Below are 13,201 nucleotides of genomic sequence, written 5' to 3' on the forward strand. Positions count from 1 at the left end.
CGACCGCACCCAAGCAAGGCAAGCCTTACTTAGGACACCCTTTTAGTCAAACTTCAGTGATGTAATTCCGGAGTCCCCGGAAAATGGCGGTCTTTCGCCGATATCCGGGGTCATTGACTTTCCTTCCCGCGGCCGAATATCCGAGAATGCCCCGCGCGGTGGAGGCGCGCGTGGTTTCGGCGCCCGGGAACACGGGGCTGCCTCAACCCGGGCGCCGGGAAGTCACGCGGGGTAGAGTTCCTAGCACGCGGCATTGGAGGCGGCAGGAAGCGGGGGGACGTGTCCGGCACTGAGCATGATCCGATCAATTTCAGGGAAGTGGATTCCGAGGGGCAGCCCACCGGCTACGGGCGAATGCACGGCCCCGGGGGCATGCAGGGCCCGGCCGGAACCGGGCCAGGCGGCGGGGTGCACGTAGGCGGCGGAGCACAGGCGGGAGCAGCCAACTTTGACGGCGCTGGATTTGGCGCCGCCCCGCTGGACCCGGCGGATTCAGGCCGGCCGGGCTACCTCACGATCAACCCGTTCATCGCGGCCCTGTGGGTGGTCGTTTCGGTGCTGATCGCCGCCTCCTTCGGGGCACTCACGATCGCCCAGGAGCCCGCCAATTCGAGCCCGACGGGTCCGGCCGTGCCCATAAGCTACATCTTGATCAGCTTCGCCCCGTACGTGATGTTCGCCGGACTCCTCGGCCTGATCGGCCTGCTTTTCTGGCACGCAGCACAGTGGCGCAGGAACCACGAAAAGCAGCCCCCGCCGTCGTACATCCCCTAGCGCGAACGAACACTTGTAGCTCCCAAACCGCCCTTTTCCAGGCCGCAAGTGCTCGTTCGCGCTGAGGCTATCCGGCCGGGACTTCGCGCCCCGCAGGTTCGCCCGGGCCCAGGTCATCAGAGGCCGCCGGCGCGTCCGCAATTCCGGTCAGCCGGCGCATCCGGAGCTCGTCCGCTACCCGGACGTACCAGGAATGGGCACCGAAGGCCGGGCTGGGCGTATCCAGGTGCCGGTACAGGGCGTCTGCGAGATCTTCCAGCGCCGGTTCGGGCAGCGCCGCCACCGTTTCAGCCGAGTCCCCCGACTCGGCGAGGAAGCGGGCCAGATCCTCGTCATTCATCGGGCGCTCCCCCGCTTCAACCAGCCCGGCAAGCTTCCCGCAGGGAAGGGACTGAGGACTGATGATGCCTGCCAGTGGCATGGCGGCCAGCGCTGATTCTGCGTCGGTTTCGCCGTAGTGATCGGATTCGCCGCCATGAATGGGGCAGACCGGAAGCTCGCTCGGCTCCAGGAGTGTCAGCTGAAAGTCGTCTGCATCCTCGAGGGCGGAAGCGGCGGCAACCCCGAGTTCGTGGTGCACCTCCACGTGCTCTCCGAAGGCATGGTCTGCCGGCAAAGCGACCTGCTGCAGGTAGGACAGCACTGACTCGTCGAGGTGCGAGGCGTCGCGGAAATCCACCGTGATCGTCGCGCAGGTGGCGAGCTTCTGCGCGCGCAGCAGCAGGTGAAGGAGTACGGGGAAGTTCGTCGGCGTCAGGCAGCCGCTGACTTCCAGGGTGACATGCCCGGGATCCAGGTCCACCCGTACCAGCACACGCAGTTTGTGATTCAAAGAATTCCCCAAAGAGAGAGTCCGTCAGCCAACTGCATAGCCAGCCTGAATCGTATGTAATTGTCGCGGGGGTCACAAGTCCGGTCCCGGCGCGGCTCCACGCCAGCCCCGCGGACCTAGACTGAAAGACATGGACAACACGGCACTGGACACATCCGACCACGGCTTTGCCGCGGCGGCGGGACAGTTGCACGATCTTGTGATTGACAGCAAGGACGTGAGCGGCTTCCTGTCCGAGCTGTGCGAGTTCTCCGCCAAATCCTTCTCGTCCACCATGGGCATGGAGGTTGTCTGCGCCGTGACGCTCCACCGGCACCGGGGTAGGGACGCATAGGCAAATTGGCCCGCAACAGGTGCCTGCAACGGCTGGCAGGCAAGGGCCACCGGTTTTGTCACGTGCCCATGAGCTTGGGCGCAGCCTCCTCGGGCCAGTCGATGCACTGCGTGTAGATCTCGTGCTTGCGCAGGTAGCGCGCTGTGAAGGGGCAATGCGGAATGATCCGCTTCCCCGCGGCCACGACGTCGTCCAGGGCGAAATGCACCAGGACGTTGGCGAGGCCTTGCCCCGCAAACTCCTCGGCCGTTTCGGTGTGAATGAAGTCAACGTGTCCCGGTTTGTCCATGAACCGGATATGCACCGCCAGCTTCCCGCCCACGTGGAGCTCGTAGCGGTGGAGCGCATCGTTCCGGAAGGTAGTGACATCCGGGGTGAATTGGTCCTCGGTGGATACCGTGTTCTCCGTCATGGTTCGACATTGGCACTTAATGCCTGTGCTGGCAATGGTTCCGTTGCGGGGGCCGTAACCCGCCCGAGCAGCAGGGCGGCGAGCGTAAAGCAGGCAGATCCGCCGCCCAGGAGCGCCAGCGTCAGTCCGTTGAACGCTGCGTCTGCCACCGGGACAAAGACGACGACGGCGGCCGTCACCACGGCGGCGCGGGGCCTTCCGCGTGAGTGGACAGACGCCGTCGGCCGTTCCTCCAGCCGCCCGAACAGGGCAATGACCGGGAGCAGGAGGAGGACCACGCCCAGCAGCACCAGCGGGCGGGACCACCACCATTCGGCAGTGCCGGAGGCGGGCTTGGGGAAGTCCGTGAGCAGCAGCAGCCCCGCCATCGCTCCCAACAGCGGAAGGTGCCAGAGGTAAACCGTCATCGATCGCCGGCCCGCCAGCGCCACCACGGTCCGGACCCGGCGAACGGAGCCGATCCTGTCCAGCGCCGGCCTTGCGAGCTGCAGCGTCGCAGCCTGGGAAACGCCCAGCAGAAGAAGGCAGAAATTCGGCGGGTTCAGGTTTACCAGCATGTTGCCCCGGTACAGGCCCAGTCCGGTGAGGATGCCCAACAGCAGATTGCTTGCGGCGATCAGGCCCACGAGCCGCGACGAACCAAGCCGGGCAAGGCGGCCGTCCGCCATGAAAAAGCCGAGCTGCTGCACGGCGCACCACAGGAAGACCATGTTGACGTAGGCGATCAGCGGCATGGCGCCGCGGAAGCAGTCCACCGCCACCACGAGCGCCGCGAGGCCGGCCAGTGTCAGCCAGGGCGCCCGCCGGTGGAGCCGCTCCAGGAGCGGGATGTTCAGCTGGGCTGCGAGGTAGGCGGCCAGGAACCACAGCGGCATGCCGGCCCCGGTCGCCAGGAGCTGCACCACCTGGGGGTCCACGCCCAGCAGCAGGGCGCCCCACAGGCCCGCGAACATGACCGCCAGTAGTGCCGCCGCCGGCCGGATGAGGCGCAGCAGCCGGGCCCGGGCGAACGCGTAACCGTTGCCTCCGCGGTCCCGCAGCCTGCGCCAGGACTGTATTCCGGTGATGCCGCCGGCCACGAAGAACAGCGGCATCACCATGAAAATCCAGATGACAGGCTCGAACCAGTCCTGCACGGCCAGGGTGTTTTCAGTGGTCACCGTGCCGTCGGGATGCAGCACCGGGCTGGTCATCATGCAGTGGCTGATCACCACCAAGGCAAGGCAGAAGAACCGGGCAAGGTCTATGGCCAGGTCGCGGGGCGGGGAGGCCGTCCCCAAGCCGGAGGAATCCGCGCCCACGCCGGATCGTGCACGCCGCACTGCACCATCCATGGCGCCCCCTCCCCGACGCGGAACTGGCGAACCGTTTTGTAGGGTCCATTGTTTCGTAGGGTCCATTGTCCGCCGGGAGGGCAGCGAGGGCCAGAGGAGGCGAAGGGAGTCCCCTCTAGCGGCTGAGCATGCCCAACGTGGCGGCGGCAAAGTCCTTGGCCGAGGCATTCCAGTGGGCCAGCAGCCCCTGCAGGTTCTCGCCATCGGCGCGGTGCGCCGCCGTCTGCGCCTCGAGCGTGGCCAGCACGCCGGTGCGTAGCTCGGTGTTGAAGTTGACCTTGCCCACGTTCATCGCCGGGGCCTTGGCCAGCTCTTCCGCCGGGATTCCGGACGCACCGTGGAGGACCAGCGGGATACGCGTGCGCACGGCAATGTCCTGCAGGACGTCCCACCGAAGCTGCGGCTCGCCCTTGTACTTTCCGTGAACGTTGCCCACGGCCACGGCCAGCAGTTGCGCCCCAGTCCTTGCCACGAAGTCCTCCACCTGCGCGGAATCCGTGAGGCCGGCAACGTCGTTTCCGGCGGCGTCGTCGGAATCGGCGCCGAACGCCTTGTCCTCATCGCCGGCGAGCCCGCCCAGCTCGGCCTCCAGCACGACGTCGGTGCCGCCTTGAGCGTCCAAGGCCGCCCGGACTTCGCGAACCAGCGCGATGTTCGCCTCATATGGCAGGGGCGAGCCGTCAGCGAGGACGGAATCCGCCCCGGCAGCAACGGCCGCGGTGATGACATTGAGGTCCGACGCGTGGTCCAGCTGCACGGCAACCGGCACGGAGGCCTCGTCCGCCAGGCCCCGCAGGGCGGAGATGAGCCGCAGTCCGTAGGTGGTGGCTGCGGTCTTGGGAGCCACGAGCAGGATGACGCCGCGGCCGGCTTCCTCGGCTGCGCCCACAACGGCGAGGGCCGTGGTGAAGTCATAGCACGTGAAGGCGGGCACGGCGGAGCCCTGCTGCAACGCGGAGCCTACGAGCTCGTCGAGTTGCGTGCGCATCAGCCCGCCTGTGCGGTGCGCTTGGTGGGGGCCACGACCTTGATGACGGCGGAGTCGTCAGCGGCGGCCAGGCCATGGGCCTGGCCCAGCAGGTAGAGCTGCTCGGCGGCGGCGGCAACGGGCGTGGCCAGCCCGGCGCTACGGGTTGCCTTGCCGACGATGCCCATGTCCTTGACGAAAATGTCCAGGCGGCTGAGCACCTCGGCGCCGTCCTCGCTGTACGCCTCCAGGATGCGCGGGCCGCGGTTGGAGAGCATGAAGGATCCGGCCGCACCGGCTTCGAGGGCGGCGAGCGTCTTCGCCTGGTCCAGGCCCAGGGCGTCGGCCAGGGCCATGGCCTCGGCCGCGGCGGCGATGTGGATTCCGCAGAGCAGCTGGTTGACGGTCTTCAGCGCCTGCCCGTCGCCGGGCTTGTCGCCGACGACCGTCAGGGTGGAGGCGAGCAGTTCCAGGACGGGACGGGCGGCCTCGAGTGCCGCCGGCTCGGCGCCCACCACGATCAGCAGGTCGCCTTCGCCGGCACGCTTGGGCCCGCCGGAGAGGGGTGCGTCCACAAGCCCAACGCCGAATTCGGCCAGGCGGCTGACCGTGGCCGGAATCGCTTCGGTACCCACGGTGCTGGTCAGGATGACGACGGCGCCCGGCTTCAGCACCGAGGCCACGCCGTTCTCGCCGAAGAGGACGTCGTTGAGCTGTTCGCTGTTGCGAACGGCCAACAGGAGCGCGTCGGTGCCTTCCGCGGCTTCGCGGGCGGAGTCAAAGGTGCGCACGCCGGCCTCTTCAGCGAGCTGCAGGCGCGGTTCGGCAATGTCGAAGCCGTGAACGGTGAGCTGGCTCGCCAGGCGTGTGGCCATCGGCAGGCCCATTGCCCCGAGGCCGAGGACGGTGACTGTGTAATTCGCGGTCATGGTGTTCTCCGTTGAATGCGTGTTTGAGCTTGTTTCCGCTGATTGAGCTAATTTTCCGCTCATCGAGCCGTGATGTCCGCTGGTTGAGCCTGCCGAAACCGAGGCCCGGCAGGCTCAACCGGGGGATGGAATTAAAAGGTGTTGCTGAGCTTGCGGGTGACCTGCGCCAGTGACTCGTCGTCGCCCACGTTGCCGGCGAACACGATGTAGGGGATGCCCTTGGCCGGGCCGTCAACCGGCTCCCACAGGCTGACGATGCCGGGCAGCATGGGGCCTCGGACGATCGCATGCCGGATCTCCAGTCCGTGTGCGGCCACATCCGAGGACGTGATGCCGCCCTTGGCGATGACGAACCGCGGCGGGAAAGTCTTGAGCGTCCGGTTTACCACCGCGACGACGGCGGCGGACACCGTGCGCGCGATCCGCAGGCTTTCGGCCGGGTCGTCCGTCTTGATGAGCAGGCGGCTCGTGTGGACGATGACGTCACCGCCGTGAAGGCCTTCCACGACAGTGTCCACTGTCTGGTCGAGGTAGGCGTCCGCTTCATCGCCCAGCAGCTTTTCGACGTCGATCTCCACTATGCGGGCAGCGCTGTGCTGATCTGTGAGGACCTTCAGCTGCCGCGTGGTCACGCCGACGTGCGAGCCCACTACGATCAGGCCGCCGGCCTCGGACGGGATGTTGCCGGCGTACGCTTCCTCGCCGCTGAGTTCGGTCCGGATGTCCTGGCCGATTCTGGCGCGGACGAACGGCGGCCCAACGCGGTAGAGCAGCTTCTTGCCGCGGCGCTCTGCCTCTTCCAGCCCCAGTGCGAGGGCGCGGAGATCGTTCTCGGTGACGATGTCCGCCACGATCGGGGTGGAGGCAGTGGCAGGTTCGATCGCGTCAGCGATGGCCTTGGCGGAGACGTCCGCATCTCCAGTGCCGGCACCGGCCCGGATGATGTTGAGGTCCAGCACGATCACGGAGTCCGCAGGGAACTTGCCCTGCGACTTCTCCTCCACGTACTTGGCCATCTCGGAGTTGGCGAATCCGAAGGTCGCGTCCTTGGCGAATTCCGTTTCCGCGACAGGGGTGAGGTTCCCGGCGTCGGGCCCCGTTCCCCGGGTGTAGTGCACGCCCCCGATGGTCACACGGCCGGCATCGGGAAAGGCGGGGACGATTACGACGCCGTCCGTCGCCGCGCCGCTCTCCGCAGCCACGGTGGCGGCGATGACGTCGGGCTCGAGCGGGAAGTGCCCGCGGAGGGTCGAATCGCTGCGGCTGACGAAGCTGAGGTGGATTTCTCCCTCGCCGTCACGCGCGGCGGCCAGGGCGTTGCGCACGATTTCTTCGTTGCGGGCGGCGGCTTCGGCCGGGTCCAGGCTGCGGGTGTTGGTCAGCACGTAGACAGCGGCCTTACCCTGATGGAGAGCCCAGGTGAAGTCTTCGACTTCCCAGCGGGTGAGCACAGGCAAGTCGGCAACCGACTGGGTTCCGGTGGGGTCGTCGTCGAGCACCACCAGTACTCGGGGAGACGTCGCGGCAGAGGCCGCGACTGCGCTGGCCACCCGCTCGGCCGGGACGTGGAGCTCCGCGGGGAAAGCGGCCAGGATGTCTGCTTCAAGGGGCACTGTGCACTCCGTTGTGTCGAAACTATATTGCGGAACGATTGTTGTCAGATGTCAGACATCTGGCGTTTGATGCTAGTGTGGCATAACGCACACCGCGTGCGCAAGTAGACTTGTCAGACATACGGGCCTGACAAGGTGAACGGGGAAAATGGCACGCAAATCACTGGTGGGCGTCGTCGCTGACGAACTCCTGGACCGCATCATCGCAGGCGAATTCCCGCCGGGCGCCAGCGTGCCCGGCGAGCTTGAGCTGAGCGCGCGGCACGAGGTCAGCAGAATGACCGTCCGTGAAGCTATGAAAACTCTTGAAGCGCAGCGCATCCTCAGCGTGGAGCGTGGCCGAGGGACCTTCGTGAATCCGCTGAACCGCTGGTCGTCCCTGGAGGCCGTGCTACGGGCCGCCTCAGAGGGGCAGAACGGGCCCGCCGCCGCAATCCAACTCATCGAGCTGCGCAGGATGCTGGAAACGGGCGCATGCGAGCTCGCGGCGCAACGCATCACCGACGCGGAACTCGAGTCCCTGCACATTCAGGTCGAGGAGATGCGGGAAGCGCACCGCGTCCAGGATCTGGCCCGGTTCGTGGCGGCCGACCTCGCCTTCCACGACGAGATCCTCCACGCTTCCGAGAATGTTTTTGTGGCCGTCCTGTTCGAACCGCTGCACCGCGTCCTGGAGAAGCGGCGCACGGAAACGTCTCAGGTGCCGGCAATCCAGGAGCACGCCATCGGCCATCACCAGGGCATTTACGATGCCTTGGCCGCCCGCGACCCCCGCCGAGCCCGCGACGCAATGGACGCCCATATGCAGCAAACCCTGGACGACCTCAGAAGCTACGTCCTGGAAGCCTAGTCCAGCGGCTCCCCGTCCGATACTCTGCTGGAACGGCCCGCAGCCGGGTATCGATGACGATCACGAGGAGCGAAGTTGTCTAATCACACCTACAGCATTTCTGAAATTGTCGGAACCTCGACCGAAGGCGTGGACGCGGCCGTCCGCAATGGCATCGCCGAGGCAGCAAAGACCCTACGAAACCTGGACTGGTTCGAAGTCAAGGAAATCCGCGGCCACCTCGATAACGGCCAGGTGGCCGACTGGCAGGTGACCATCAAGCTCGGCTTCCGGCTGGAGCGCTGACCGCAGGGATCAGGTCAGTCCCGGGTCCACACTTGGACGGGGTCGCCGCCGCACAGGAGGCGGCGGCCACGGACTGAAAAATCCACCCAAAGCATTTCCTGGTGCGCGGAGACTTCATCGACGTGTCCGGCAACGAATCCGGAGCCGTCACTCTCAACCCATACCGCTTCGCCGGGAGCCAGCTCTGTCCAGCGCGCGGGCGCGAGCCGCGTCCCCGCTGAGGGCGGACGCTGCTGCAGGCTGTCGGCTTGGCTCACAGGTTTTGGGCCCGTCATTCCTGGCCAGTCATTCCTGGCCAGCGGCCCGGCGGCGCCACACGGTGGGCGTGCCCTGGTACGTCGGAAAGACCTGCCCCTCAAAGAACGTGTGGGCCTCGTCCGGCGACTGATCCGGGGTCCACAGGCCCGACGCCGGGCAATGGGTTCCCGTCGAGGCCGAACGCACGTGGCGTTCCCTGAGCAATGCGATGCGTTTCATCTTTGAATGCCATCCTTGGTGGTCGAAGAAGTTCTCCTCCAAGGCTAGGAAAACGGCCCCCGGCGCCCAATGGGCGAATGGATAGAATCCCGCCTACGGGCTGGGCAGCAGCACAACGGCGCAGCCTGATCAGGGAAGCTGGGCTCCCGGAACGCCGGCACCCCGGGTTTCCGGTGATTCCGGTGATTCCGGTGCGGCGGGAACGGAAGTCTCCCCCGCCGTCGCGATTTCCCGCCCGGTGCCCGCGCCGAGGCTGCCCAGCAGGGCCAGCGCATCCGCCGACGGCGAGCCCGGCTTCGCGGAAAACACCCGAAGCACCTGGTCCGGGTCGTCCGGCAGGACGAGGTTTTCAAAGTTCAGTTCCAGGTCCCCGACGGCGGGGTGATGGAGCCGCAAGCTGCCGGAGGAACGTGTTGCCACCCGATGGCCTGCCCACCACTGGCGGAACTGCTCGCTGTGCACGGCGAGCTCGCCCACCAGCTGATTGGCCTGCGCGTCGTTGGGGTGGCGCCCGACATCCACGCGAAGCGCGCCGGCAGCCTCGGCCGCGACCGCCTTCCAGTCCCGGAAGAGTTCGCGGGCCCGCGGATCCAGGATGAGCCAGCGGGTGAGGTTCCGCTCCCCCGGCGGCAACTCCGGAAAATCCGCGAAGAGCAGGAAAGCCATCCGGTTGCCCGCCAAAACGTCCGTGCGCCGCCCCAGGACAAGGGCAGGGACTTCGCCCACGGCTTCGAGCAGCTGGCGCAGGGCAGGACGCACGGCCTGGACCGGTACGGGCGAGCGCGCGGACTCGGCACAGTGCTCAAGGAGATTCATCATGTGGGCCTGCTCGCTGGCATCAAGCTTGAGGGCCCTGGCCACCGAATCGAGCACGGCCCGCGAGGGGTGGATGTTCCTGCCCTGCTCCAGGCGCGTGTAGTAGTCCGTGCTGACGTCCGCGAGCCGGGCAATTTCCTCCCGACGCAGCCCCGGAACGCGTCTGGCGCTGCCGCCGCCAGCCACTCCGGCATCTTCCGGTTTCAGCCGTGACCGCATTGCCTTGAGGAATTTGCCGAACTCGGCGCTCTGACCCATGCCTACCATTCTGCACCGCCCACGGGACCGTTTCTACAACGAAGGTAGGACTGCCAGTCCTAGGAAAAACAGGGACAGGCATAACTGCTGACTCGGGCGGTCCACCCCAATAGGCTCAGTGCAGAGCCAGCCAAATCCCCCCATCGAGGAGAACTCCCATGTCCCAGACATCAGAAACCGGCGTCCGCCAGGTCGCCCTCAACAACGGCGTCCGCATCCCCCAGATCGGTTTCGGCGTTTTCCAGGTCCCGGCGGAAGAGACCCAGCGGATCGTTGAAGAAGCCCTTGAAGCCGGCTACCGGCACATCGACACCGCGGCCGCATACCAGAACGAGGCCGGCGTCGGCGCGGCAATCGCGGCCTCCGGCATACCGCGTGAGGAAATCTTCGTCACCACCAAGCTGCGCAACGGTGAGCAGGGCTCCGCCGCCGAGGCCTTCGAAAACAGCCGCAAGGCTCTGGGCCTGGACGTCGTTGACCTCTACCTCATCCATTGGCCGGTGCCGTCCCAGGGCCTGTTCACCGAAGCCTGGCGGGCCATGGAAGCGCTCTACGTTGAAGGCCATATCCGTGCCATCGGCGTGTCCAACTTCCTGGAAGACCACCTGGATACCCTCTTGGCGATCGCCGGTGTCGTTCCCGCCGTGAACCAGATCGAACTCCACCCGACGTTCCAGCAGTCTGCGCTGGCCAGCAAGAGCCGCTCCCTTGGGATCGCCGTGGAGGCGTACAGCCCGCTGGGGCAGGGTGCAGACCTGAACGCCGCGGCTGTCACGGCCCTGGCCGAGGACAAGGGCGCCACACCGGCCCAGATCATCCTGGCCTGGCACCTGGCGGCCGGCACCATCGTGATCCCGAAGTCCTCAACGCCGGCCCGCATGCGGGAGAACATGGCTGCCGCGAACATCTCCCTGAGCGCGGCGGACCTCGAGTCCATCAACGCGCTGGACGCCGGCACCCGCGTTGGCGGAGATCCAGCAACTGCGGCCCACAGCCAGCTCTAGCTTCAAACAAGCCAACCGGGATCGAGGAAAAACCCATGCAGTACACCCACCTTGGCCGCTCCGGCCTGAAAGTCTCCCGTCTTTGCCTCGGCACCATGAACTTCGGCCCGCAGACGGAGGAGTCCGCTGCGCATTCGATCATGGATTCGGCGCACGAGTCGGGCATCAATTTCTTCGACACGGCCAACGTTTACGGGGGCGCCGAGCACCGCGGCTGGACCGAGGAAATCATCGGCCGCTGGTTCGCCAAGGGCGGCGAACGCCGTGAACGCACGGTCCTGGCGACCAAGCTGTACGGCACCATGACGGACCGCCCTAATGGGTCCAAGCTCTCGGCGCTGAACATCCGCCGCGCTCTCGATGCCAGCCTCAAGCGGCTCCAGACCGACTACATCGACGTCTACCAGTTCCACCACGTGGACCGGAACACTCCGTGGGACGAGATCTGGCAGGCCATCGAGGTAGCCGTGCAGCAGGGCAAGATCCTCTACTCCGGCAGCAGCAATTTCGCGGGCTGGCACATTGCGCAGGCACAGGAAGCCGCCGCCCGGCGCCACTACAACGGCCTGGTCAGCGAGCAGTCCATCTACAACCTGCTGACCAGGAACGTGGAGCTTGAAGTCATTCCGGCAGCCCAGCAATACGGGCTCGGAATAATTCCATGGTCCCCGCTGCACGGCGGGCTTCTCGGCGGGGTCCTGAAGAAAGAGCGCGACGGCGTCCGGCGCCTGGAGGGGCGCGCGCACGAAACGCTGAAAAAGCACCACGACCAGATCAGGGAGTACGAGGACCTTGCAGACGATCTCGGCCACGAGCCCGGCGACATCGCCCTCGCCTGGCTCCTCCACCAGCCTGCGGTGACGGCGCCGATCGTCGGGCCCCGGACCCAGGAACAGCTCGACGCCGCCGTCCGCGCGTTGGACGTCTCGCTGAACGACGACGCGCTCAAGCGGTTGGATGCCATCTTCCCGGGACACCGTACGGCCCCGGAGGACTACGCCTGGTGACTGCCCCGGGCAGAACGGCAGCCGCCGTCGGGCCGTGAACGGCGCGACGGCGGCTGCAGTCTATTGATAGCACCAAGTCGGTAGCGGCAGGCTGGCGCCGGCTACGGCTGGACTGATGAGCCGCTGGGTCCGGGCGGATGCTGGGGGTCTTCCAAGGCCGGGTCCTCGGGTTCGCCGGACTGCCCTTCGGGCGAGGCCTTGTCGGGCGAGGCCGGCGGAGACTGCGGGGGGATCGCGGGGTCCTCCGCAGGCGGGTTTTCCGCCGGGTCGAAGGGAAATTTACCGGACGGGTTGGTGGTGGAATCGTCGGGTTCTTCGCTCATCATCAGGCTCCTTTGCTGGTTGGGAGTGCCTGGCATCAGGTACGGCCGAGGTGGACTCCCGGCCGATCTCGCTCGTGCACCGACTACCCCCAAGCCATATCAGCGCAGTCCCGGTTAGTCCATAGCCCCGTCAGGGCGCACAGGCCATTCCGTCAGTTGACCAGTTCGGTCCCGGCCTCGAATCCAACCGGCTTCCGGTGGCTCCGCTCCAACTCGATGACGTCCCGTCCGAAGGACCCCACCAGCGTCAGCAAGGCCAAAACCACGGCTACGGCGCCGAGGCCTTCCGGCACACCAGGAGTGAGCGCCAGCAGGAAGGCAAACGGCTGGTAAGCGCCGATAATCTTCCGCAGCCTGTTCGGCCTGAGCACACCCCGCAAGGAGGGTCGGAGCTGCCCAGCGGCCACGAACGCGTACCACATCAGCCCGATGGCAAGGACCCAAGGGCCCATGCCGGGCGCCGCGGCACACGACAAGACCAGCACCAGGGCCGCGTCGGTTTGAACATCCAGGCGCGCCCCCGCCGGCGACGAACTGCCTGTCCTGCGCGCCACAGCTCCATCCACGGCATCGAGCACGAACGCCAGGCCGCCCAGCACAACAAAAAAGGCGCCCGGCGGGCCCCCACCCAGCAGGACGGGAACGGCCATGGTTGCGCAACATGCCACGAGAACGGCGCGGACAAGCGTCACGCGATCGGCGGGGGTGCTGCGACGGGGCTTGCGGCGGAGGATCGAAGCATCGGCGCTTGCCACCACCGCGACTCCGGCCGCCAGCGCCAAATACGGAACCGCGAACTCCCGAAGCGGGACTGCCACAATCCAGCTGCCAACCGCGAGAAATCCAGCCATCGCAGCAGCCGCATCCGTCAGGGCACTACGTCCCGCCGAGCTCTCCATATGCCACCTCGCGCTCATCGTAGCAACTTCCGGTCACGCTGACGGGCACTTGCGATTGGCCCTGTGCAAACAGCGGTCCATAGGAAA

At 66.6% G+C, this 13,201-nt stretch carries 16 protein-coding genes; 6 read left to right on the forward strand and 10 right to left on the reverse strand.

The genetic code is table 11. From position 1 onward, the window contains the following. The first annotated feature begins 279 nt into the window (after positions 1-279). A complete protein-coding gene (locus B1A87_RS16555; protein WP_078029074.1) occupies positions 280-774 on the forward strand; it encodes a hypothetical protein in 495 nt (164 codons plus the stop codon). 67 nt (positions 775-841) lie between these two features. On the opposite strand, the gene B1A87_RS16560 is transcribed toward B1A87_RS16555, so the two are convergent. Beyond that, positions 842-1,606 (reverse strand): hypothetical protein, encoded by a 765-nt coding sequence (locus tag B1A87_RS16560; RefSeq protein WP_139362874.1) that lies wholly within the window; start codon positions 1,604-1,606, stop codon positions 842-844. 130 nt (positions 1,607-1,736) lie between these two features. Between B1A87_RS16560 and B1A87_RS16565 the strand changes: the two genes are divergently transcribed. Continuing rightward, on the forward strand, positions 1,737-1,940 hold the full coding sequence (locus B1A87_RS16565) for a hypothetical protein (protein ID WP_078029072.1): 204 nt from the start codon (positions 1,737-1,739) through the stop codon (positions 1,938-1,940). A 58-nt stretch (positions 1,941-1,998) separates the two neighbouring features. Here B1A87_RS16565 and B1A87_RS16570 read toward each other — a convergent pair whose 3' ends face one another. The 5 genes from B1A87_RS16570 to B1A87_RS16590 all read right to left on the reverse strand — a co-directional run bounded on the left by B1A87_RS16570 (position 1,999) and on the right by B1A87_RS16590 (position 7,195). After that, positions 1,999-2,352, reverse strand: coding sequence for a GNAT family N-acetyltransferase (locus B1A87_RS16570; protein ID WP_056631607.1), 354 nt, complete (start codon positions 2,350-2,352; stop codon positions 1,999-2,001). Continuing rightward, positions 2,349-3,653, reverse strand: coding sequence for an acyltransferase (locus B1A87_RS16575; RefSeq protein WP_260681063.1), 1,305 nt, complete (start codon positions 3,651-3,653; stop codon positions 2,349-2,351). The genes B1A87_RS16570 and B1A87_RS16575 overlap by 4 nt, the downstream gene beginning before the upstream one ends. A 148-nt stretch (positions 3,654-3,801) precedes the next feature. Further along, positions 3,802-4,674, reverse strand: a complete 873-nt coding sequence (locus tag B1A87_RS16580; protein ID WP_078029070.1) for a class II fructose-bisphosphate aldolase — start codon at positions 4,672-4,674, stop codon at positions 3,802-3,804. Next, positions 4,674-5,582: an NAD(P)-dependent oxidoreductase gene (locus tag B1A87_RS16585; RefSeq protein WP_078029069.1), complete on the reverse strand. Its 909-nt coding sequence runs from the start codon at positions 5,580-5,582 to the stop codon at positions 4,674-4,676. The genes B1A87_RS16580 and B1A87_RS16585 overlap by 1 nt, the downstream gene beginning before the upstream one ends. Positions 5,583-5,713: 131 nt before the next feature. Beyond that, a complete protein-coding gene (locus B1A87_RS16590) occupies positions 5,714-7,195 on the reverse strand; it encodes a four-carbon acid sugar kinase family protein (protein ID WP_078029068.1) in 1,482 nt (493 codons plus the stop codon). Positions 7,196-7,343: 148 nt separating this feature from the next. Between B1A87_RS16590 and B1A87_RS16595 the strand changes: the two genes are divergently transcribed. Both B1A87_RS16595 and B1A87_RS16600 read left to right on the forward strand, forming a co-directional pair. Further along, on the forward strand, positions 7,344-8,045 hold the full coding sequence (locus B1A87_RS16595; RefSeq protein ID WP_078029067.1) for a FadR/GntR family transcriptional regulator: 702 nt from the start codon (positions 7,344-7,346) through the stop codon (positions 8,043-8,045). A gap of 75 nt (positions 8,046-8,120) precedes the next feature. After that, complete coding sequence (locus B1A87_RS16600) at positions 8,121-8,330, forward strand: dodecin (protein WP_078029066.1); 210 nt, start codon at positions 8,121-8,123, stop codon at positions 8,328-8,330. 285 nt (positions 8,331-8,615) lie between these two features. Here B1A87_RS16600 and B1A87_RS16610 read toward each other — a convergent pair whose 3' ends face one another. Both B1A87_RS16610 and B1A87_RS16615 read right to left on the reverse strand, forming a co-directional pair. After that, entirely contained in the window at positions 8,616-8,807 is a 192-nt protein-coding gene (locus tag B1A87_RS16610) for a hypothetical protein (protein WP_078029064.1), read from the reverse strand. Between the two features lie 129 nt (positions 8,808-8,936). After that, entirely contained in the window at positions 8,937-9,881 is a 945-nt protein-coding gene (locus tag B1A87_RS16615) for a helix-turn-helix transcriptional regulator (RefSeq protein ID WP_078029063.1), read from the reverse strand. 158 nt (positions 9,882-10,039) lie between these two features. On the opposite strand from B1A87_RS16615, the gene B1A87_RS16620 reads away from it, so the two are divergent. Next, on the forward strand, positions 10,040-10,885 hold the full coding sequence (locus B1A87_RS16620) for an aldo/keto reductase (RefSeq protein ID WP_078029062.1): 846 nt from the start codon (positions 10,040-10,042) through the stop codon (positions 10,883-10,885). Positions 10,886-10,920: 35 nt separating this feature from the next. After that, positions 10,921-11,892: an aldo/keto reductase gene (locus tag B1A87_RS16625; protein WP_078029061.1), complete on the forward strand. Its 972-nt coding sequence runs from the start codon at positions 10,921-10,923 to the stop codon at positions 11,890-11,892. A gap of 101 nt (positions 11,893-11,993) precedes the next feature. Here B1A87_RS16625 and B1A87_RS16630 read toward each other — a convergent pair whose 3' ends face one another. Further along, complete coding sequence (locus B1A87_RS16630) at positions 11,994-12,218, reverse strand: hypothetical protein (protein WP_078029060.1); 225 nt, start codon at positions 12,216-12,218, stop codon at positions 11,994-11,996. 149 nt (positions 12,219-12,367) lie between these two features. Then, a complete protein-coding gene (locus tag B1A87_RS16635) occupies positions 12,368-13,066 on the reverse strand; it encodes a CDP-alcohol phosphatidyltransferase family protein (protein ID WP_260680902.1) in 699 nt (232 codons plus the stop codon). Between the last annotated feature and the right edge of the window lie 135 nt (positions 13,067-13,201).

This window comes from Arthrobacter sp. KBS0703, assembly GCF_002008315.2.
In the GTDB taxonomy this organism is placed as follows: Bacteria; Actinomycetota; Actinomycetes; order Actinomycetales; family Micrococcaceae; genus Arthrobacter.

Excerpts from the sequence above, each read along its gene's own strand:
- B1A87_RS16565 (WP_078029072.1), top strand. The coding sequence starts at position 1,737 with ATGGACAACACGGCACTGGACACATCCGACCACGGCTTTGCCGCGGCG.
- B1A87_RS16570 (WP_056631607.1), bottom strand. The coding sequence starts at position 2,352 with ATGACGGAGAACACGGTATCCACCGAGGACCAATTCACCCCGGATGTC.
- B1A87_RS16580 (WP_078029070.1), bottom strand. The coding sequence starts at position 4,674 with ATGCGCACGCAACTCGACGAGCTCGTAGGCTCCGCGTTGCAGCAGGGC.
- B1A87_RS16585 (WP_078029069.1), bottom strand. The coding sequence starts at position 5,582 with ATGACCGCGAATTACACAGTCACCGTCCTCGGCCTCGGGGCAATGGGC.
- B1A87_RS16595 (WP_078029067.1), top strand. The coding sequence starts at position 7,344 with ATGGCACGCAAATCACTGGTGGGCGTCGTCGCTGACGAACTCCTGGAC.
- B1A87_RS16610 (WP_078029064.1), bottom strand. The coding sequence starts at position 8,807 with ATGAAACGCATCGCATTGCTCAGGGAACGCCACGTGCGTTCGGCCTCG.
- B1A87_RS16615 (WP_078029063.1), bottom strand. The coding sequence starts at position 9,881 with ATGGGTCAGAGCGCCGAGTTCGGCAAATTCCTCAAGGCAATGCGGTCA.
- B1A87_RS16620 (WP_078029062.1), top strand. The coding sequence starts at position 10,040 with ATGTCCCAGACATCAGAAACCGGCGTCCGCCAGGTCGCCCTCAACAAC.
- B1A87_RS16625 (WP_078029061.1), top strand. The coding sequence starts at position 10,921 with ATGCAGTACACCCACCTTGGCCGCTCCGGCCTGAAAGTCTCCCGTCTT.
- B1A87_RS16630 (WP_078029060.1), bottom strand. The coding sequence starts at position 12,218 with ATGATGAGCGAAGAACCCGACGATTCCACCACCAACCCGTCCGGTAAA.
- B1A87_RS16635 (WP_260680902.1), bottom strand. The coding sequence starts at position 13,066 with ATGGCTGGATTTCTCGCGGTTGGCAGCTGGATTGTGGCAGTCCCGCTT.